This is a genomic window from Aeromonas sp. CD, assembly GCF_033349375.1.
Classification (GTDB): domain Bacteria; phylum Pseudomonadota; class Gammaproteobacteria; order Enterobacterales; family Aeromonadaceae; genus Aeromonas; species Aeromonas hydrophila.
In genome coordinates, this window is sequence record NZ_CP137631.1 from 815,001 (window position 1) to 834,440 (window position 19,440).

Here is a 19,440-nt window from a genome sequence, read left to right on the forward strand (position 1 = left end):
CTTCTTGGGGTTGTATGGTTAAGTGACTAAGCGTACATGGTGGATGCCTTGGCAGTCAGAGGCGATGAAGGACGTACTAACCTGCGATAAGCCGTGAGCAGTCGGTAAGAGACATTACGACTCACGGATTTCCGAATGGGGAAACCCACTTAGCATAAGCTAGGTATCGCTGCGTGAATACATAGCGTAGCGAGGCGAACCGGGAGAACTGAAACATCTAAGTACCCCGAGGAAAAGAAATCAACCGAGATTCCCTCAGTAGCGGCGAGCGAACGGGGATTAGCCCTTAAGCATCTTGGAAGTTAGTGGAACGGTCCTGGAAAGGCCGGCGATACAGGGTGATAGCCCCGTACACGAAAACAACCTTGATGTGAAATCGAGTAGGGCGGGACACGTGACATCCTGTCTGAATATGGGGGGACCATCCTCCAAGGCTAAATACTCCTGACTGACCGATAGTGAACCAGTACCGTGAGGGAAAGGCGAAAAGAACCCCTGTGAGGGGAGTGAAATAGAACCTGAAACCGTGTACGTACAAGCAGTGGGAGCCCTTCGGGGTGACTGCGTACCTTTTGTATAATGGGTCAGCGACTTACATTTTGTAGCGAGGTTAACCGTATAGGGGAGCCGTAGGGAAACCGAGTCTTAACTGGGCGTCTAGTTGCAAGGTGTAGACCCGAAACCGGGTGATCTAGCCATGGGCAGGTTGAAGGTTGAGTAACATCAACTGGAGGACCGAACCCACTAACGTTGCAAAGTTAGGGGATGACCTGTGGCTGGGGGTGAAAGGCCAATCAAACTCGGAGATAGCTGGTTCTCCCCGAAAGCTATTTAGGTAGCGCCTCGGACGAATACTACTGGGGGTAGAGCACTGTTTGGGCTAGGGGGTCATCCCGACTTACCAACCCCATGCAAACTCCGAATACCAGTAAGTAATATCCGGGAGACACACGGCGGGTGCTAACGTCCGTCGTGAAGAGGGAAACAACCCAGACCGCCGGCTAAGGTCCCAAAGTTCTGGTTAAGTGGGAAACGATGTGGGAAGGCTCAGACAGCTAGGATGTTGGCTTAGAAGCAGCCATCATTTAAAGAAAGCGTAATAGCTCACTAGTCGAGTCGGCCTGCGCGGAAGATGTAACGGGGCTCAAACCAGGCACCGAAGCCGCGGATTCACACTAAGTGTGAGTGGTAGGGGAGCGTTCTGTAAGTCTGCGAAGGTGTGTCGAGAGGCATGCTGGAGATATCAGAAGTGCGAATGCTGACGTAAGTAACGATAAAGGGGGTGAAAAGCCTCCTCGCCGGAAGACCAAGGGTTCCTGTCCAACGTTAATCGGGGCAGGGTGAGTCGACCCCTAAGGCGAGGCCGAAAGGCGTAGTCGATGGGAAGCAGGTTAATATTCCTGCACGACTTGTAATTGCGATGGGGGGACGGAGAAGGCTAGGTGGGCCAGGCGACGGTTGTCCTGGTGAAAGTGCGTAGGTGGTGTTTCTAGGCAAATCCGGAGACACAACACTGAGACACGAGACGAACACACTACGGTGTGGAAGCCATTGATGCCCTGCTTCCAGGAAAAGCCTCTAAGCTTCAGATTACAAGTCATCGTACCCCAAACCGACACAGGTGGTCGGGTAGAGAATACCAAGGCGCTTGAGAGAACTCGGGTGAAGGAACTAGGCAAAATAGAACCGTAACTTCGGGAGAAGGTTCGCTCTTGACAGTGAAGTCCCTTGCGGATGGAGCAGTTGGGAGTCGCAGTGACCAGATGGCTGGGACTGTTTATCAAAAACACAGCACTCTGCAAACACGAAAGTGGACGTATAGGGTGTGACACCTGCCCGGTGCCGGAAGGTTAATTGATGGGGTTAGCGCAAGCGAAGCTCTTGATCGAAGCCCCGGTAAACGGCGGCCGTAACTATAACGGTCCTAAGGTAGCGAAATTCCTTGTCGGGTAAGTTCCGACCTGCACGAATGGTGTAACCATGGCCATGCTGTCTCCACCCGAGACTCAGTGAAATCGAATTCGCCGTGAAGATGCGGTGTACCCGCGGCTAGACGGAAAGACCCCGTGAACCTTTACTACAGCTTGGCACTGAACATTGAACCTACATGTGTAGGATAGGTGGGAGGCTTTGAAGGCGTGACGCCAGTTGCGCTGGAGCCGTCCTTGAAATACCACCCTTGTATGTTTGATGTTCTAACGCAGGCCCATGAATCTGGGTCGCGGACAGTGCCTGGTGGGTAGTTTGACTGGGGCGGTCTCCTCCCAAAGAGTAACGGAGGAGCACGAAGGTTGGCTAATCCTGGTCGGACATCAGGAGGTTAGTGCAATGGCATAAGCCAGCTTAACTGCGAGACGGACAGGTCGAGCAGGTACGAAAGTAGGTCATAGTGATCCGGTGGTTCTGAATGGAAGGGCCATCGCTCAACGGATAAAAGGTACTCCGGGGATAACAGGCTGATACCGCCCAAGAGTTCATATCGACGGCGGTGTTTGGCACCTCGATGTCGGCTCATCACATCCTGGGGCTGAAGTCGGTCCCAAGGGTATGGCTGTTCGCCATTTAAAGTGGTACGCGAGCTGGGTTCAGAACGTCGTGAGACAGTTCGGTCCCTATCTGCCGTGGGCGTTGGATGATTGAAGGGAGTTGCTCCTAGTACGAGAGGACCGGAGTGAACGAACCTCTGGTGTTCGGGTTGTCACGCCAGTGGCACTGCCCGGTAGCTAAGTTCGGAATCGATAACCGCTGAAAGCATCTAAGCGGGAAGCGAGCCCTGAGATGAGTCATCCCTGACCCCTTGAGGGTCCTAAAGGGCCGTTGGAGACCACAACGTTGATAGGTGGGGTGTGTAAGCGCGGCGACGTGTTGAGCTAACCCATACTAATTACCCGTGAGGCTTAACCATACAACACCCAAGAAGTGTTTCTGGCCTTGTAGCGAATGAGTGAACTACTAATTCAGTGATAGCGACCACCTCACCAGGTGACAGTTGTTATTCACGTCAGCTTTCCGAGATTGAAGAATTTGCCTGGCGGCCATAGCGCCGTGGAACCACCTGAACCCATGCCGAACTCAGAAGTGAAACGCGGTAGCGCCGATGGTAGTGTGGCATTCGCCATGCGAGAGTAGGACACTGCCAGGCACCCAATTAAACAGTGATGTGAAGAATCACATTACTGGCTGCGAGGATGACACCTCAATGAAGCGGCAGACAATTTAGCAAAAAGCTAACCAGACAGCGGAGCGGTAGTTCAGTCGGTTAGAATACCGGCCTGTCACGCCGGGGGTCGCGGGTTCGAGTCCCGTCCGCTCCGCCACTAATTTTAAAGGCCTTCCCATCTGGGAAGGCCTTTTTGCTATCTGGTTTTGGCGAATGAAATAAGGAAACAAAGGACCACAGACAGGGCTGCGACTTGCCACTGGCAACTCGGTCCCTGTCTGTGGTCCTTTGTGCTTGAGCCGGACTCTGTCCGTCTCCCCGTCTGCTCCGCCACTACTTAAGAAGCCCAGTCTAACGACTGGGCTTCTTTTGGTTTCACTTTCCCCGAATGCCCCCTCTCCCTCTTTTATATCCCGCTGATTTATCACGTCATGGGTGTTGTGCCTCTAGGCTTTCCATCAGGGAGGGAGTTCGGCATACAATGCGCCTTTGGTGTCAGATGGGAGTCCCCTATGTTTTGTCCGCGTTGTGGTTCCGGATCGCTGCAACAGCGCAGTGAGAAAGAGTTTGCCTGTGGCTGTGGTTTTCACTATTTCCAGAATGTGGCGTCGGCCGTGATGGTGGCGCTGTGCTGGCAGGACGAGCTGCTGGTCGCGGTGCGGGCCCGGGATCCCGGCCAGGGCTTGCTGGATCTGCCGGGCGGCTTCGTCGATCCCGGCGAATCGCTGGAGGAAGCCTTGGTGAGGGAGCTCAAGGAGGAACTGGGGCTGGATCTGACGGGGGAGACGCCGCGCTACCTGGGCTCCTATGCCAATGTCTATCCCTATGACGATGTGACCTATCACACCTGCGACACCGTCTTTCTGCTGGAGTTGGCGCACAAACCTTTGGTGGTGGCGGCCGACGATGTGGCCGCCTGTGAGTGGCGCAAGCTGGTCGGCATTGCCCCTGCCGAGTTTGCCTTTCGTTCTACCGGCGCCGCCATCAGTCAATTGCAGCGGCTACGGGGCTAACTGACAGCTGTGATGACAGGGCGAAGCAGCTAGCCCGGCAGGCGGAGGGTGACGATCAGGCCGCCCTCTTCACCGTTTCTGGCGTCGACCCGCCCGCCCTGGGCCTGGATCGCCTTGCGGGTGATGGCAAGGCCCAGCCCATAACCCTTGTCTGCTGCGGGGGAACCGATCCGCACGAAGGGATCGAAGATGCTGGAGAGCTTGCTCTCATCCACCCCTATCCCCTGATCCGCCACCTCGACGATGAACTCGTCGCCCTGCCGCATCAGGGTCAGGCGGATGGTCTGGCCCGTTTGCGAGAAGCGCAGAGCATTGCGCAGCACGTTGTCGAGGGCCCGGCGGATCAGCTCCGCCTGCCCGCAGACCGTGTATTCCCGGGTCTCATCCACCCAGGTTTTGATCTCGACGCCCATGTGCTGCGCCTCGTAGCGGGCATCGCTCACCACGGCGTCAATCAGCCCCTGCAGATCGTAATACTCCTCGCTGTCCCGCTCGCCATGGCCGGCGCGGGTGAGGGTCAGCAGCTCGCCGATCATCTTGTCCATGCGCTGGGTCTCGAGCTGGATCCGCTCGAGGGATCCCTCGATCCTGGCCGGATCCTGCTGGGCGAGGCCGATGGCCAGCTGCAGCCTGGCAAGGGGGGAGCGCAGCTCGTGGGAGACGTCGTGCAGCAGCTGCTCGCGGCTCTCCACCAGCAGTTGCAGCCGCTCGGCCATGGCATCGAAGTCGCGGGCCGCATCGCTGATCTCGTCGTGGCGCCGCCGCATGGCGGGGTAGAGGCGCACTGCCAGATCCCCCTGGGCGAGGCGTTCGAATCCCTGCCGGAAGCGGTTCATGGGGCGGGTCAGGTGCCAGGCGAGCAGGGCGCTGAAGAAGAGGCCGCCAAGCCCGCCGATCCACCACATGGGCGGTGGCATGTTGAGCCAGTTGCGGCGGGGCTGGGGTGGTGCCAGCAACTGCTGCAGGCCGGTACTGTCGTAGTCGAGCCGGTAGTGCCGGCCATCGGCTCCCAGCAGGATGCGGCCGCCCTGTGTTGTGGATGGCTCTGCTGCGACCGCTTCAAGCTGCAGCAGCCTTCGCTCCCGGGCCGGCCAGCTGGCCTGCAGGGCCGCAACCGCAGCCGGTCCCTGCCGCTGCAACAGGCTGGCGGCGGCTGCCAGCTGACGCTCGGCCAGCTGGTTTGCCATCCGCTGCTCCGGCGGCCCTTCGTGGCGATAGAGGCTGAACGCCACCCACAGCAGCTGGCTCATCATGATGATGGTGAACCAGAAGCCGAACAGGATCTTCCAGAACAGGCGCCCCTTGAGGATCATGCCAGCCGGTATCCTATGCTGCGCACCGTCTCGATGCCGACGGCTTCCCCCGCCAGGGCCTGCAGCTTCTGGCGGATATTGCAGATGTGCACATCGACGCTGCGATCATAGGGCTCGCGCGGGCGGCCAAGCCCGTGCAGGGAGAGCTCATCCTTGCTGACCACCCGCTCCGGCGAGCGCAGCAGCAGTTCCAGCAGGTTGAACTCGGTGGCGGTCAACTCCAGCGGCTGCGCCTGCCAGTGACACTGACGGCTGGCAGGGGAGAGCACCAGCTCGCCAAGGCGCAGACCCTGCTCTTTGCCCGGATGGGCGGGGGCAGGCTCGACCCGGCGCAGCACGGCCCTCAGCCTGGCCACCAGTTCCCGCGGGTAGCAGGGCTTGGGCACATAGTCATCGGCCCCCATCTCCAGCCCGATCACCCGATCGATATTGTCCCCCTTGGCGGTGAGCATGATGACGGGGATCCGGCTGTCGCGGCGGATCTGGCGCAGCACCTCGCTGCCATTCAGATCAGGCAGCATGATGTCGAGCACCACGGCGGCATAGTTGCCGGAGAGGGCGTGCTGCACGCCGCTCTTGCCGGTCAGCACATGAGTGGTGGCAAAGCCTTCGCCGCCCAGGTATTCGCTCAGCATGGTGCCAAGTTCCAGATCATCGTCCACCAGCAGGATCTTCATCGCTCTTCTCCGTCTCGGGTTGGCGCCATTTTCCCGTGTCCGTCTCCGCCTGACAGCTGCTTTTACGCAATCCTTACACTGCCCTGCAAGAGGCTTAACCGGACATTGGAGTAGATTGCCCGGGTCTGTTTCACCCTCTGTTTCAGCCAAGGATATCCGCGATGGCCCGTGCCCGTCTCCTCGTTGTTCGCCTGCTGCTGCCCGCCCTGGTGCTGGTCGGTGCCGGCTGGCTGCTGCTGCCTTCCACTGCGGCACCAACCACCTCTTATATCACCACTCCGGTCGAGCGGCGGGATCTGGAGCAGAGCGTGCTGGCCGACGGCACCCTGCAGGCCCAGAAGCTGGTGAGCGTGGGGGCGCAGGTGTCGGGGCAGATCAAGGCACTGCGCGTGGCGCTGGGGGACGAGGTGAAGCAGGGCGATCTGCTGGTCGAGATCGACGATCTCACCCAGCAGAACGCCCTCAAGGATGCCGAAGCCGCCCTCGACAACGTGCAGGCCCAGCTGGCCTCGCGCCGGGCAACTCTGCGCAACAACCAGCTGGCCTTCGAGCGCCAGCGCAAGGTGCTGGCACGGGGATTGGGCAGTCAGGCCGATTACGACAGTGCGGAGGCGACCCTGACGGCGACCCGTGCCGACATCCGGGCGCTGACGGCGCAAGCGGTGCAGGCCCGCATCGCGGTGGACACCGCCAGAGTGAATCTGGGTTACACCCGCATCGTCTCTCCCATGGCGGGCACCATAGTGGCGATCCCGGTGGAGCAGGGGCAGACGGTCAACGCGGTGCAGAGTACTCCGACTATGGTCAAGGTGGCGCGGCTCGACACCATGACGGTGGAGGCGCAGATCTCGGAGGCGGACGTGATCAGGGTGAAGGCCGGTCTGCCCAGCTATTTCACCGTGCTGGGGGCGCCGGAGCAGCGTTACCAGGCCCGTCTGCGCGCCATCGAGCCCGCCCCCGACACCATCAACGACGACACGACCAGCAGCAGTTCGACCAGCACGGCCGTCTACTACCACGGCCTGTTTGAGGTGGAGAACCCTGAAGGGGTCCTGCGTATCGGCATGACGGCCCAGGTGCACATAGTGCTGGCGACCGAGCGTAACGCCCTGGTGATCCCGGCCATCGCCCTGAGCGAGGGGCGGGTGCAGGTGGTGGATGAGGCCGGGCGCCCACAATGGCGGCCGGTGAAGGTGGGCCTCAACAACAAGGTGGATGCCCAGATCCTGGCGGGGTTGGCCGCCGGGGAGGCCGTGGTGGTCAGTCAGCTGAGGGCCAAGAGCCAGCAGAGCGGGCGAATGGGCCCGCCGATGGGTATGTGACCATGAGAGAACCACTGCTGCAACTGAGCGGGATCCGCCGCCATTTTGGTGACGGGGAGCGGCGCGTCGAGGTGCTCAAGGGGATCGACCTGACCATAGCGCGAGGCGAGATGGTGGCCATCGTCGGCGCCTCCGGCTCCGGCAAATCGACCCTGCTCAATATTCTGGGCTGCCTGGAACAGCCGAGCGAGGGTAGCTATCGGGTGGCCGGACGGGGGACGGGCCGGCTGACGGCCGATGCGCTGGCGACCCTGCGCCGCGAGCACTTCGGCTTCATCTTTCAGCGCTACCACCTGCTGGGGGACCTCAGTGCCCGCGACAACGTGGCGCTGCCCGCCCTCTATGCCGGGTTGGCAGGCGATGCGCGCAAGGCGAGGGCCGAGAGCCTGCTGCAGCGACTCGGGCTCGGCAGCCGGCTCGACTACAAGCCGAGCCAGCTCTCCGGCGGCCAGCAGCAACGGGTCAGCATTGCCCGCGCCCTCATCAATGGCGGCCAGGTGATCCTGGCGGACGAACCGACCGGCGCCCTCGACAGCCAGAGCGGGGCCGAGGTGCTTGACATCCTGGGCGCGCTCCATCGGCAGGGCCACACGCTGGTGCTGGTGACCCACGACATGGCGATCGCCGAACAGGCCGAGCGGATCATCGAGCTCAAAGATGGGGTGGTGGTGGCCGACCGTCGTCGCGAGCCGGCACCGTCGTCCCCTTCGCCAACCGCTCCCCGTACCGAAACAGAGGGACGCGGTGGTCTGGCCGGGCGGCTCGGCGCCGCCTTCAAGATGGCGCTGCTGGCCATGCAGGCCCAGCGCATGCGCACCTTCCTCACCATGCTCGGCATCATCATCGGCATCGCCGCCGTGGTGTCGGTGGTGGCGCTGGGACGTGGCTCCCAGCAGCAGGTGCTGGCCAACATCAATGCCATGGGCACCAGCACCCTGGAGATCTTCCCCGGCAGCGGCTTCGGCGATCGGCGGGCCGAGGCGGTCCAGACCCTCAGGGTGGAGGATGCCGAGGCCCTCGCCGGGCTCGGCTATGTGCACAGCGTGACCCCCAGTCTGGCCACCAGCGTCACCCTGCGCCGGGGTAGCCAGGCGGTGCTGGGCTCGGTGAACGGGGTGGGGGAGCAGTTCTTCCAGGTGCGTGGCTACCGATTGCTGCAGGGCATGTTGTTCGATGCCGCCAGCGTGACCGCTCTGGCGCAGGAGGTGGTGATCGAGGAGAACAGCCTGGCGCGCCTGTTCGGTGCGGGGGAGTCGCCGCTCGGTCAGGTGATCCTGCTGGGGAGTCTGCCGTGCCGGGTGATCGGGGTGGTGGCCCGCAATCAGAGCGGCTTTGGCAGCGACGAGAGCCTCAACGTCTGGATCCCCCATACCACGGCCATGACGCGGATGCTGGGCCAGAGCCACCTGCGCAGCATCAGCGTGCGGGTGCAGGACGAGGTGGCGCTGGCCGCCGCCGAGGATGGCATCAGCCGCTTGCTGCGTGAGCGTCACGGCGCTCAGGATTTCTTCGTGCTCAACACCGACAGCATCCGCCAGGCGATCACCAGCACCAATGCCACCCTGACCCTGCTGATCTCCATGATTGCGCTCATCTCCCTGGTGGTGGGCGGCATCGGGGTGATGAACATCATGCTGGTATCGGTGAGCGAGCGCACCCGCGAGATCGGCGTGCGGATGGCGGTGGGGGCCAGAACCGGCGACATACTGCAGCAGTTCTTGATCGAGGCGGTGCTGGTCTGCCTGCTGGGCGGGGCGGCCGGGGTGCTGCTCTCCCTGCTGGTCGGTGTCTTGTTCGAGCACTTCAGCAGCCAGTTCACCCTGAGCTACTCCCTGGACGCCGTGCTGATGGCCTTCTTCTGTTCGAGCCTGATCGGCGTGCTGTTTGGCTTCTTCCCGGCGCGGCGGGCGGCGCGGATGGACCCCATCCACGCACTGGAGCGGGAGTAGGCACCCTCTTCGGCGCCCGCAGCGCCACCCCATTCGCCGGCGTTGCCGAGGGCTCATCCCGCCTCGGTGGCCTGGCGAGTTGGCCGGACGGCACCCTGTGCCAGTCCGGCAGCCTGAACCGTGTCATCGACGTGACACAGCCTGCTCTGCGCGGGTTTTCAACCGGGCCCCTGGCCCGGTTCTTTTTCTCATGCGAAAAAAAGGCGCCACCCGAGGGGGACGCCTGAAAGGTCAAACCTTGCGGTTTGCGGACCAACGGAACCAAGATTTCACACACATCACACTCTCAGCACTTCTGGCAGGCTCAGCCCTGCCACTTGCCTCCTTCCACTATCACGTCGTTGGGATCGGTATCGGCGCTCAGTTTGTCGCGCACATACTGGTCGTAGAGTTTCAGCAGGTACTTCTCTTCCCCCAGCTTGGCGAGACGGTCGTTGACCCAGTCACGCAGCTCGATATTGCCCTTCTTCACCGCCGGCGCGATGGGGTCTTCCGAGCCCAGCTTCTCGGGCAGCACCCGATAGCCTGGGTTCTCCTTGGCCCAGCTGAAGAGCACCAGGTTGTCCTGGGCATAGGCGTCGCCACGGCCCTGGGCCAGCGCCTGCAGGGATTCGGTGTTCTTCTCGAACTTGAGCACCTTCCAGTCCGGGTGGTTGCGGGTCAGCCAGAGGTCGGCCGTGGTGCCGGTAGTGACGATAAGCCGCTTGCCGGCCAGATCGTCGAGCTTCTTGGCGTCGCTGCCTTCCGGCACCAGCACCTGTACCGCCACTCGCAGGTTCGGGTTGGTGAAGTCCACCACCTGCCGCCGCTCCGGGGTGACCGTCATGTTGGCGAGGATCAGATCCACCTTGTCGCTCTGCAGGAAGGGGATGCGGCTGGCGGGCTCCACCGCCACGAACTCGACCTTGTTCTCGTCCCCCAGCAGGTCCTTGGCGAAACGGCGACCGAGGTCGGTGTCAAAGCCGACGTAGTTGCCCTTCTCGTCCACATAGCCGAAGGGGGGCTTGTCGGTGAAGACGCCGACGATGAGCTTGTCGCGCGCCTTGATCTTGTCGAGGGAACCGTCCGCCGCATGGGCGGCGCCGCTGGCGAGACCCAGTCCCAACAAGGCACTGAACAGAACCGAGGTGATTTTTTTCATGCTGACTCCTTTCGTTTGATGACAGTTGTATAAGAAAACTTGGCGAGGAACTGGCGCGCACGCTGGCTGCGCGGGTTCTCGAAAAATTGATGGGGGGCGGCCTGCTCCAGGATGTGGCCGCCGTCCATGAAGACGATGCGATCGGACACCGCCTGGGCGAACGCCAGCTCGTGGGTGACGATGAGCAGGGTCATGCCGCTGCCGGCGAGATCGCGGATCACTTCCAGCACCTCCTGCACCATCTCGGGATCCAGCGCAGCGGTCACCTCGTCAAACAGCATCACCTGCGGGTTCATGCACAGGGCCCGCACGATGGCGATCCGCTGCTGCTGGCCGCCGGAGAGCTGGAGCGGATAGTCGTGGCGCCGCTCCCACAGGCCGATGCGGGTCAGCAGCTGCTCCGCCTGCAGCAGGGCCTCCTGCCGCTCCCGTTTTTGCACTTGAAGGGGGCCGAGCAGCACGTTCTCCAGCACCGTCAGGTTGGGGAAGAGGTGATAGCTCTGGAACACCATGCCGATGCGCTGGCGCAGCCGCTGCCAGTCGGTGCTGGCATCCAGTCGCTCTCCATCGAAGCGAATATCGCCTCCCTGAATGGGTTCGAGCCCGTTGAGGGTGCGCAGCAAGGTGCTCTTGCCGCAGCCGCTCGGCCCCAGGATGACGATCACTTCCCCGGCGTTCACCGTGAGGCTGACCTCGTCCAGTACCCGGTTTTGGCCGAATTGTTTGCTGACAGCATTGAGCTCAAGCAGAGGTGTCATACCGCATTACCCCATTGTTGCTCCAGCCGGCGCGAGGCGAGCGAGAGCGGATAGCAGACCAGAAAAAAGAACAGGAACAGCAGACCGTAGATAAGCAACGAACCATAGGTGCGCTCGATGATCTGCTGGCCCACCTTGATCACCTCCACCACCCCGATCAGCACCGCCAGCGAGCTGGTCTTGATGATGCGGGTGTAGATGTTGATGGTCGGCGGCGTCAGCCGTTGCAGCGCCTGGGGCAGCAACACGTGGCGATAGAGCTGCCAGCGGGAGAGCCCGAGCGCCAGGCCGGCCTCCTGCTGACCACGGGCGAGGGAGTTGAGGCCTCCGCGCACCACTTCACCCACCTCGCTGGCGCCCCAGAGGGCCAGCACCAGCACGGCGCACCAGAAGGCCGGGATGTCTACGCCAAAGAAGATCGGCAGCCCGAAGAAGAAGAGGTAGAGCCAGACCAGCACGGGCACTACCCGAAACAGCTCCAGATAGACTCGCAGCACTCCCCGAGTCAGCCTTCCCCCTTGCTGGGCCAGCACGCCGTAACCGACCCCGCCCAGGGTGGCGAACAGGATGGCGAGCAGCGAGATGGCGAGGGTCTGACCCGCGCCCACCGCCAGCAGCGGCAGCGCCTGCGTCAGCTGCTCAGTGACCGGACTGACCATATTGAGCCCTCCTTTCTGGTGCATGGGTTGCGAGTGACGGTGGCAGCAGGAAGGTAAGTGCCCACATCGGGCTCCTCACCTGCATCAGCGATTCAGTGACCGAACTGACCATGTTGCAGCCTCCTTTCAACGACGCGCATGGCAAGGGACAGCGGCAGAAAGATCAGCACGCACATCAAGGTCAGTACCGCCAGCATCTCGTAGGTCTTGTAGTAGAGGGCGATGTAGTTCTTGGTGGTGTAGAGCAGCTCCGGCACCGCCACCGCCGAGGCCACCGTGGTCTCTTTGAGCAGAAAGATGAAGTTGGCAAACAGTGCCGGCAGGCTGGCGAGCCAGGCCTGGGGCAGCTGCACGTGGCGCAGCAGCTGCCAACGGGAGAGGCCGATGGCTCGCCCCGCCTCCAGCTGGCTGGGGGGGACAGCCTGAATGCCCGCCCGCAGCGCCTCGGTCAGGTAGCCGCCGCCGAGGAAGGTCATGGCGATCACCGCCGTGGCAAAGCCCGACAGCGACAGGCCGAGCGCCGGCAGCCCGAAGTAGAGAAAGAACAGCTGGATCAAGAGCGGCGTGTTGCGGGCCAGCTCCACATAGGCGCGGATCACCCCGTTCAGCCAGGGTGTGTGCAGGCTTTGCAGCGTCACATTGAGCAGCGCCACGGCGAGCGAGGTGAGGATCACGATGGCGCCGAGCTGCAAGGTGATCCAGACCGATTGGCCGAACGCCGGCAGGGTGGTGAGAACAAAGGACCAGTCGAAGCTCATGCCGGGATCCTCCCGTCGCGGCGCAGCCGCTGGGGCACGACCGTGATGGCATCCGGGTACTTGATGCCGGCGCCGGTGTTGAGCACTACCACCCGCTCACCCCCCTGGATCCAGCCCGCCTCCCGCAGCTGACGGGCGGCGGCGAAGGCGGCGGCCCCTTCCGGGCAGACGAAGCAGCCCTCCTGGGAGGCGAGCTGACGCAGCTCGCGCTGGATGGCGCCATCTTCCACCGCGACGGCGCAGCCCTCGGTGCGATAGAGGGCGTCCAGCACCAGAAAATCCCCCAGCGCCTTGGGCACGTTGATGCCGAACGCCAGGGTCTGGGAGTCGGGCCAGAAGTGCGACTCGCGCTCCCCCTGCTGCCAGGCCTGGACGATGGGCGCGCAGCCGCTCGCCTGCACCGCCACCAGTCGCGGCAGCGGCCCCTGCACCCAGCCCAGCTCCTGCAATTCCCGCAGCGCCTTGTAGATGCCGATGAGACCGACCCCGCCGCCGGTGGGGTAGAGGATCACGTCCGGCAGGGTCCAGCCGAGCTGTTCGGCGATTTCAAACCCCATGGTCTTCTTGCCCTCGATGCGATAGGGCTCCTTGAGGGTGGAGGCATCGAACAGCCCCTGCTGCGCCACCGCTTCGGCCACCTGGCGACCGGCGTCGCTGATGAGGCCGTCCACCAGATAGAGGCGGGCACCGGCCAGGGCGCTCTCCAGCCGGGTGATGGCGGGGGCCGCCTGCGGCTGGACTATGGTGCTGCGCAAACCGGCGCGGGCGCCGTAGAGTGCCCAGGCCGCACCGGCGTTGCCGTTGGTGGGCATGGCGAAATGGGTGATGCCGAGTTCGCGGGCGCGGGAGACGCCGACTGCGGCGCCACGGGCCTTGAAGGTGCCGGTGGGGGTGAGGCTCTCATCCTTCATCCAGAGATCCGGGATGCCGACCTGCTTGCCGAGGCGCGGCAGCGGCAACAGCGGGGTGAAGCCTTCTCCCAGGGTGACCACCTGGGCGGGGTCGCGCACCGGCAGCAGCTCGTGGTAGCGCCACAGGCTGGCGGGGCGCCCCAGCAGGGCGGCCGGATGCCAGGCCTGCTTCAGGGCCTCGAGGTCGTAGCTGGCCAGCAAGGGGGCGCCGACCGGGCTCAGCTGCTGGGGCTGATCGGCATCCACAATCTCGCCGGTCTTGCTGCAACGCAGATGTGATAGGTAGCTGTACGGCATGCTTTATCCTGAATGAGTCGAGATGGTCAGTCGCTTATTCCATCCTGTGACCCAAGTGCCGGATAACAAACAAAATAAACTGGCAAACCTAAGCGAAAAAATTCATATGACTCCGATTGCTCAGGGTTGTGGCGGCTTCCCGCTCATGTCGCGTGTTCACCCGCTGGGGGGTTGGGCCGTCCGGCACTCTTTGCTAACCTGCCCGCTTCACCCGAAATCGCAGGGAGCCGCATTGATGCGAGCCATTGTCAGCCTGCTGGCCCTGTCACTGCTGTGTGCATGCAGTGGCCAGTCAACCAAAGAGGATGCCATGTCAGGGAAAGCGCGCCTTCACTACCCCGTTACCCGTCAAGGTGAGCAGGTAGATCACTACTTCGGCCAGGCCGTGGCCGACCCCTATCGCTGGCTGGAGGATGACCGCAGCCTCGAGACCGAGGCCTGGGTCAAGGCCCAGAACGCCGTGACCCAGGACTACCTGGCACAGATCCCGTATCGCGCCGCCATCAAGGCGAAGCTGGCCTCTTCCTGGAATTACGCCAAGGAGGGGGCGCCGTTTCGCGAGGGGCGCTACCACTACTTCTTCAAGAACGACGGCCTGCAGAACCAGAACGTGCTGTGGCGCCAGCTGGAGGGCAAGCCGGCCGAGGTGTTTCTCGATCCCAATACCCTCAGCCCCGATGGCACCACGGCGCTGGATCAGCTGAGCTTCTCCCGCGATGGCCGTATCCTGGCCTACTCCTTGTCGCTGGCGGGCAGCGACTGGCGCGAGATCCACCTGATGGATGTGGAGAGCAAGCAGCCGCTGGAGGCGCCCCTCAAGGACGTGAAGTTCAGCGGCATCAGCTGGCTTGGCAACGAGGGCTTCTTCTACTCGAGCTACGACAAGCCCGACGGCAGCGAGCTGTCGGCCAGGACCGATCAGCACAAGGTCTATTTCCACCGGCTCGGCACGGCGCAGGAGGATGACCGGCTGGTGTTCGGCGCCATCCCGGCCCAGCACCACCGCTATGTGGGGGCGACCGTCACCGAAGATGATCGCTTCCTGCTCATCTCGGCGGCGAACTCCACCTCCGGCAACCGCCTCTATGTGAAGGACCTGAGCCAGGAGAACGCACCGCTGCTGACGGTGCAGGGGGATCTGGAGGCGGACGTGAGCCTGGTGGACAACAAGGGCAGCACCCTTTACCTGCTGACCAACCGGGACGCCCCCAACCGCCGGCTGGTGACGGTGGATGCCGCCAACCCGGGGCCGGCTCGCTGGCGGGATCTGATCCCCGAGCGCCAGCAGGTGCTGACGGTACACAGTGGCAGCGGCTATCTGTTCGCTGAGTACATGGTGGATGCCACCGCCCGGGTCGAGCAGTTCGACTACGAAGGCAAGCGGGTGCGCGAGGTGGCGCTGCCCGGCCTTGGCAGCGTCAGCGGCTTCAACGGCAAGCACGATGATCCCGCCCTCTACTTCGGTTTCGAGAACTATGCCCAGCCGCCCACGCTCTACCGGTTCGAGCCAAAGAGCGGCGCCATCAGCCTCTATCGCGCCTCGGCGGCGCCGTTCAAGCCGGAGGATTACGTCTCCGAGCAGCGCTTCTACCAGAGCAAGGACGGCACCCGGGTGCCGCTCATCATCAGCTACCGCAAGGGGCTGAAACTCGATGGCAGCAACCCGACCATCCTCTACGGCTATGGCGGCTTCGACGTGAGCCTGACTCCGAGCTTCAGCGTGTCGGTGGCCAACTGGCTGGATCTGGGGGGCGTCTATGCGGTGGCCAACCTGCGTGGGGGCGGCGAGTACGGCCAGGCCTGGCACCTGGCGGGCACCAGGATGAACAAGCAGAACGTGTTCGACGACTTCATCGCGGCGGCCGAGTATCTCAAGGCCGAGGGCTACACCCGCACCGATCGGCTGGCGATCCGCGGTGGTTCCAACGGCGGTCTGCTGGTGGGAGCTGTGATGACCCAGCGGCCGGATCTGATGCGGGTCGCTCTGCCGGCGGTGGGGGTGCTCGACATGCTGCGCTACCACACCTTCACCGCCGGTGCGGGCTGGGCCTATGACTACGGCACCAGCGCCGACAGCGAGGCGATGTTCGACTACCTGAAGGGCTACTCGCCGCTGCACCAGGTGCAGCCAGGGGTCAGCTACCCCTCAACCCTGGTGACCACGGCGGATCACGACGATCGGGTGGTGCCGGCCCACTCCTTCAAGTTTGCCGCCACCCTGCAGGCCGACGATGCCGGCCCCCATCCCCAGCTCATCCGCATCGAGACCAATGCCGGGCACGGGGCGGGCACGCCGGTGGCGAAGCTTATCGAGCAGAGTGCGGACATCTATGCCTTCACCCTGTACGAGATGGGTTATCAGCAGTTGCCGCGTCAGCCTTGATCCGGGCGAGACGGGCGCCAGCCATCCACTAACATCAGGGCCCTGCGGGGCCCTTCTCATTGCCGCGCGTTGGAAGGCTTGCGCTGACAGCACTCGCTGCGACCATCCCTGTCTCGCCGCTGGCCCGTTTTGGCAGACGGGCCCCATCTGTCATCCCCCCGGTGGTATAGTCAGCAACAAGATCCGCATTCAAGGAGTCCATCGTGAAGAAGATCATCTACATCCTGCTGGGGTTGGTGCTGGCGGCCGTGGTGGCCATCGCCGCCCTGGTGTCCCTTATCGATCCCAATCAGTTCAAGCCCCAGCTGGTGGAACAGGTGCGCAAGAGCACCGGTCGCGAGCTGGTGATGGAGGGGGCGATCGGCTGGCGTTTCTGGCCAAGCCTCGGCCTCTCCCTCGAGCAGGTGGCGCTGCGCAACCCCGCCGGCTTTGCCGAGCCCGACCTGGTGCGCTTCACCCGCGGGGAGGCCTCGGTGGGCCTGCTGCCGCTGCTCTCCCACAAGCTTGAGATCGGCAAGGTGACCCTGAGCGGCGCCCATCTGTTTATCCAGACCAAGGCTGACGGCAGCTCCAACCTGAACGATCTGCTCAAGGCCTCCACCGAGCCCAAGGGGGAGGCGACGACCTCCGAGCCCGCCGCCACGACGCCCCCGCCCGCCAGTGACAAGCAGCCCTGGCAGATCAGCCTGCAAGGGGTGGAGCTGCAACAGGCCAGCGCCCTGCTGCAGGACGATCGCAACGGCACCGTCTCCCGCCTCGAACAGCTGGACCTGAACCTGGGCCAGCTGGCGGTCGATCAATGGGTGCCGGTGACCCTGGCCGCCAAGGGGGCCCAGGGTGAGCTGGCGTTTGATCTCAAGGGGTCGGCTCAGCTCAAGCTGGCGCCCGATGCCAGCCGCAGCGAGCTGAAAGATGTCGCGCTGGCGGGGAGCCTGAGCGAACCGACCCAGCGGCTGGATGCCTTCTCCCTCAAGGCCGATCGGCTGGCGCTGGGGCAGTGGAGCAGCCTCACCCTCAGTCTGCAGGGGGCCCAGGGGGCGGCGGACAAGCCGACCCTGGCCGGCACGCTGGAGGGAACCCTCAAGGCGCGGCTCGATGAGAACCGGCAACTGCTGGAGCTGTCGGATGCCGTGCTGGCCGCCAAGCTGAGCGGCGATGCCCTGCCGCGCCCGCAGATGCAGGTGAAGCTGGCAGGCTTTGCCCGCGCCGAGCTGGGCAAACAGGCCGTCACCCTCAGCAACCTGGTGATGGGGGTGGATGAGGCCCTGCTGAGCGGCAACGGCAGCGTGCAGTTGGGCGCCGTGCCCAGTGTTGGGTTCGACCTCAAGGGGGAGAAGCTGGATCTCGACAGTTGGCTCGGTCAGCCGGCCAAGGCGGCGCCTGCGACCGCCACCTCGGGCGCCGCAGCGCCGGCCGGAGCGCCGGCGCAGACCGCCGCGCCAGCCACCAAGGCGCTCTCAACCCAAGAGCCCGACCTGGCCGCCCTCAAATCGGTGGACCTGGCTGGCCGGCTGCAACTGGGCAGCTTGCGCCTCAAGGGGCTGGATCTGAGCGCCGTCGATCTGCAACTGGCCCTGGCCGGTGGCCAGCTCACCCTCAAGCAGTTCAGCGCCGGCGTGGCCGGTGGTCAGGTGACCGCCAGCGGCGTGCTCGATGCCCGTCAGCAGCCGGCCCGCTATCAGGTGCACAAGCGGGTGCAAGGGGTCGATGTGCGGCCGCTGCTGCAGACCCTGGCCCAGACCGACCTGCTGGAAGGCAAGGGGGATCTGGAGGTCGAGGCGCAGGGCTCAGGACTCTCCGAGCAGGCGCTGCGCAGCCGGATGCAGGGCAAGGTGAGCCTCAGACTGAGCGACGGTGCCCTGCACGGCATCAACCTGGCGGAGATGATCCGCGAGGCGCGGGCCACCCTGACCGGCAAGGGGGCGGATCAGGTGAAGGAGGTGCGCAAGACCGACTTCAGCGCGCTCACCGCCAGCTTCCAGATTGCCGACGGGGTTGCCAGGAGCGACGACATCCAGCTGTTTGCCCCCGCCCTGCGGGTGAAGGGGCAGGGCCAGACCGTCCTGGTGCCGGAGACCCTCGACTTCCTGTTCCTCACCTCGGTGGTAGAGAGCAGCAAGGGGCAGGGGGGCAAGAGCGTGGACGAGCTCAAGGACATCACCATACCGGTGCGCATCGGCGGCCACTGGCAGGCGCCGAGCTACCGGCTCGACGTGAAGGAGTTGCTCAGCAACAACAAGCTGCTGGAGGAGAAGGCTCGCAAGGAGGCCGAGCGCGGTCTCAAGAAGCTGCTGGGTGACAAGGCCGACAACGAAGGGGTGAAGGGGGTGGCCGACCAGCTGCTCAAGGGCTTGTTCAAATAGCCACAGCCTTTCGCGTTATCGCCATGCAGAGCCCGCCCCGTGCGGGCTCTGTGCATTGTGGGTCGCTGCCTGGCAAGGTGTTCAAGCGGGATGCTGCCGGCGTCGGCAGCAAAAGAGAGGGGTGTTTGGGCCGGACAAAGATGGTATCACTGTGGTTTTACCAAGGAGCAGATGAATGAGTCGAAATGAAATCGCAAGAGAGACATCCCATCCGGACTGGCCGCTGGTCTGGCAGATCTACGGCAGCAGCTTTCCCCGCTACGAACAGCGCCAGCCGCAGCATCAAGAGCTCAAGATGGGAGACTCCCGCTTTCACTGTCAGCTCTTTTATCAGGGTGAGCAGCTGCTCGGCTTTATCTTCTGGTGGGACTGCGGCGAGCAGATCTATATCGAACACCTGGCCATCAACCCGGCCCTGCGCGGCCAGAACCACGGCTCACGCCTGCTTGCCGCCTTCTGCGAGACGGCGGGGCGCCCGGTCATCCTGGAGATAGACCCGCCAGAGGACGAGATCGCCCTGCGCCGGCTGCGCTTCTATCAGTCACTGGGTTTTTGCCTGAACGAGCATGATCACGTGCACCCGCCCTATCAGCCGGATTATCAAGGCCATGCGCTGCGGGTGCTGAGCTATCCGGCCCCGCTCGATGAGCAGGGCTATCGGCGCTTCAACAAGGTGCTGGTGGAGACTGTGATGGATCACGGCCTGATTTAAATAAGGTGACTGATATTTGTATTT

At 63.3% G+C, this 19,440-nt stretch carries 13 protein-coding genes, 1 tRNA gene and 2 rRNA genes; 9 read left to right on the forward strand and 7 right to left on the reverse strand.

Annotated elements, in window-relative coordinates; genetic code table 11:
- Positions 1 to 16 precede the first annotated feature (16 nt).
- The 4 genes from R2E40_RS03795 to R2E40_RS03810 all read left to right on the forward strand — a co-directional run bounded on the left by R2E40_RS03795 (position 17) and on the right by R2E40_RS03810 (position 4,173).
- Positions 17 to 2,905: ribosomal RNA gene (locus R2E40_RS03795) — 23S ribosomal RNA — on the forward strand.
- A 122-nt stretch (positions 2,906 to 3,027) separates the two neighbouring features.
- A 5S ribosomal RNA gene (gene rrf / locus R2E40_RS03800) occupies positions 3,028 to 3,142 on the forward strand.
- A gap of 98 nt (positions 3,143 to 3,240) precedes the next feature.
- Positions 3,241 to 3,317, forward strand: a tRNA-Asp gene (locus R2E40_RS03805).
- A gap of 355 nt (positions 3,318 to 3,672) precedes the next feature.
- Positions 3,673 to 4,173, forward strand: a complete 501-nt coding sequence (locus R2E40_RS03810; protein ID WP_318164808.1) for an NUDIX hydrolase — start codon at positions 3,673 to 3,675, stop codon at positions 4,171 to 4,173.
- A gap of 29 nt (positions 4,174 to 4,202) precedes the next feature.
- Here R2E40_RS03810 and R2E40_RS03815 read toward each other — a convergent pair whose 3' ends face one another.
- Complete coding sequence (locus tag R2E40_RS03815) at positions 4,203 to 5,486, reverse strand: ATP-binding protein (RefSeq protein ID WP_318164809.1); 1,284 nt, start codon at positions 5,484 to 5,486, stop codon at positions 4,203 to 4,205.
- On the reverse strand, positions 5,483 to 6,163 hold the full coding sequence (locus tag R2E40_RS03820) for a response regulator transcription factor (RefSeq protein WP_101615699.1): 681 nt from the start codon (positions 6,161 to 6,163) through the stop codon (positions 5,483 to 5,485). The genes R2E40_RS03815 and R2E40_RS03820 overlap by 4 nt, the downstream gene beginning before the upstream one ends.
- A 161-nt stretch (positions 6,164 to 6,324) precedes the next feature.
- Here R2E40_RS03820 and R2E40_RS03825 point away from each other — a divergent pair, with 161 nt between their 5' ends.
- Together R2E40_RS03825 and R2E40_RS03830 are read left to right on the forward strand one after the other, a co-directional pair.
- A complete protein-coding gene (locus R2E40_RS03825; protein ID WP_202003785.1) occupies positions 6,325 to 7,485 on the forward strand; it encodes an efflux RND transporter periplasmic adaptor subunit in 1,161 nt (386 codons plus the stop codon).
- A 2-nt stretch (positions 7,486 to 7,487) separates the two neighbouring features.
- Entirely contained in the window at positions 7,488 to 9,434 is a 1,947-nt protein-coding gene (locus R2E40_RS03830; protein WP_318164810.1) for a MacB family efflux pump subunit, read from the forward strand.
- Positions 9,435 to 9,738: 304 nt separating this feature from the next.
- Here R2E40_RS03830 and R2E40_RS03835 read toward each other — a convergent pair whose 3' ends face one another.
- The 5 genes from R2E40_RS03835 to R2E40_RS03855 form a co-directional block, all read right to left on the reverse strand.
- Positions 9,739 to 10,575: a transporter substrate-binding domain-containing protein gene (locus R2E40_RS03835; RefSeq protein ID WP_273765534.1), complete on the reverse strand. Its 837-nt coding sequence runs from the start codon at positions 10,573 to 10,575 to the stop codon at positions 9,739 to 9,741.
- Positions 10,572 to 11,333 (reverse strand): amino acid ABC transporter ATP-binding protein, encoded by a 762-nt coding sequence (locus tag R2E40_RS03840; RefSeq protein WP_318164811.1) that lies wholly within the window; start codon positions 11,331 to 11,333, stop codon positions 10,572 to 10,574. The genes R2E40_RS03835 and R2E40_RS03840 overlap by 4 nt, the downstream gene beginning before the upstream one ends.
- Positions 11,330 to 11,992, reverse strand: coding sequence for an amino acid ABC transporter permease (locus R2E40_RS03845; RefSeq protein ID WP_060390832.1), 663 nt, complete (start codon positions 11,990 to 11,992; stop codon positions 11,330 to 11,332). The genes R2E40_RS03840 and R2E40_RS03845 overlap by 4 nt, the downstream gene beginning before the upstream one ends.
- A gap of 92 nt (positions 11,993 to 12,084) precedes the next feature.
- Positions 12,085 to 12,750, reverse strand: a complete 666-nt coding sequence (locus tag R2E40_RS03850) for an amino acid ABC transporter permease (RefSeq protein ID WP_318164812.1) — start codon at positions 12,748 to 12,750, stop codon at positions 12,085 to 12,087.
- Positions 12,747 to 13,958, reverse strand: a complete 1,212-nt coding sequence (locus R2E40_RS03855; RefSeq protein WP_318164813.1) for a threonine synthase — start codon at positions 13,956 to 13,958, stop codon at positions 12,747 to 12,749. The genes R2E40_RS03850 and R2E40_RS03855 overlap by 4 nt, the downstream gene beginning before the upstream one ends.
- 235 nt (positions 13,959 to 14,193) lie before the next feature.
- On the opposite strand from R2E40_RS03855, the gene R2E40_RS03860 reads away from it, so the two are divergent.
- The 3 genes from R2E40_RS03860 (at position 14,194) to R2E40_RS03870 (ending at position 19,416) form a co-directional block, all read left to right on the forward strand.
- Positions 14,194 to 16,341 (forward strand): prolyl oligopeptidase family serine peptidase, encoded by a 2,148-nt coding sequence (locus R2E40_RS03860; protein ID WP_318164814.1) that lies wholly within the window; start codon positions 14,194 to 14,196, stop codon positions 16,339 to 16,341.
- A gap of 203 nt (positions 16,342 to 16,544) precedes the next feature.
- Entirely contained in the window at positions 16,545 to 18,704 is a 2,160-nt protein-coding gene (locus R2E40_RS03865) for an AsmA family protein (protein ID WP_318164815.1), read from the forward strand.
- A 175-nt stretch (positions 18,705 to 18,879) separates the two neighbouring features.
- Entirely contained in the window at positions 18,880 to 19,416 is a 537-nt protein-coding gene (locus tag R2E40_RS03870) for a GNAT family N-acetyltransferase (protein ID WP_318164816.1), read from the forward strand.
- Positions 19,417 to 19,440: the final 24 nt, after the last annotated feature.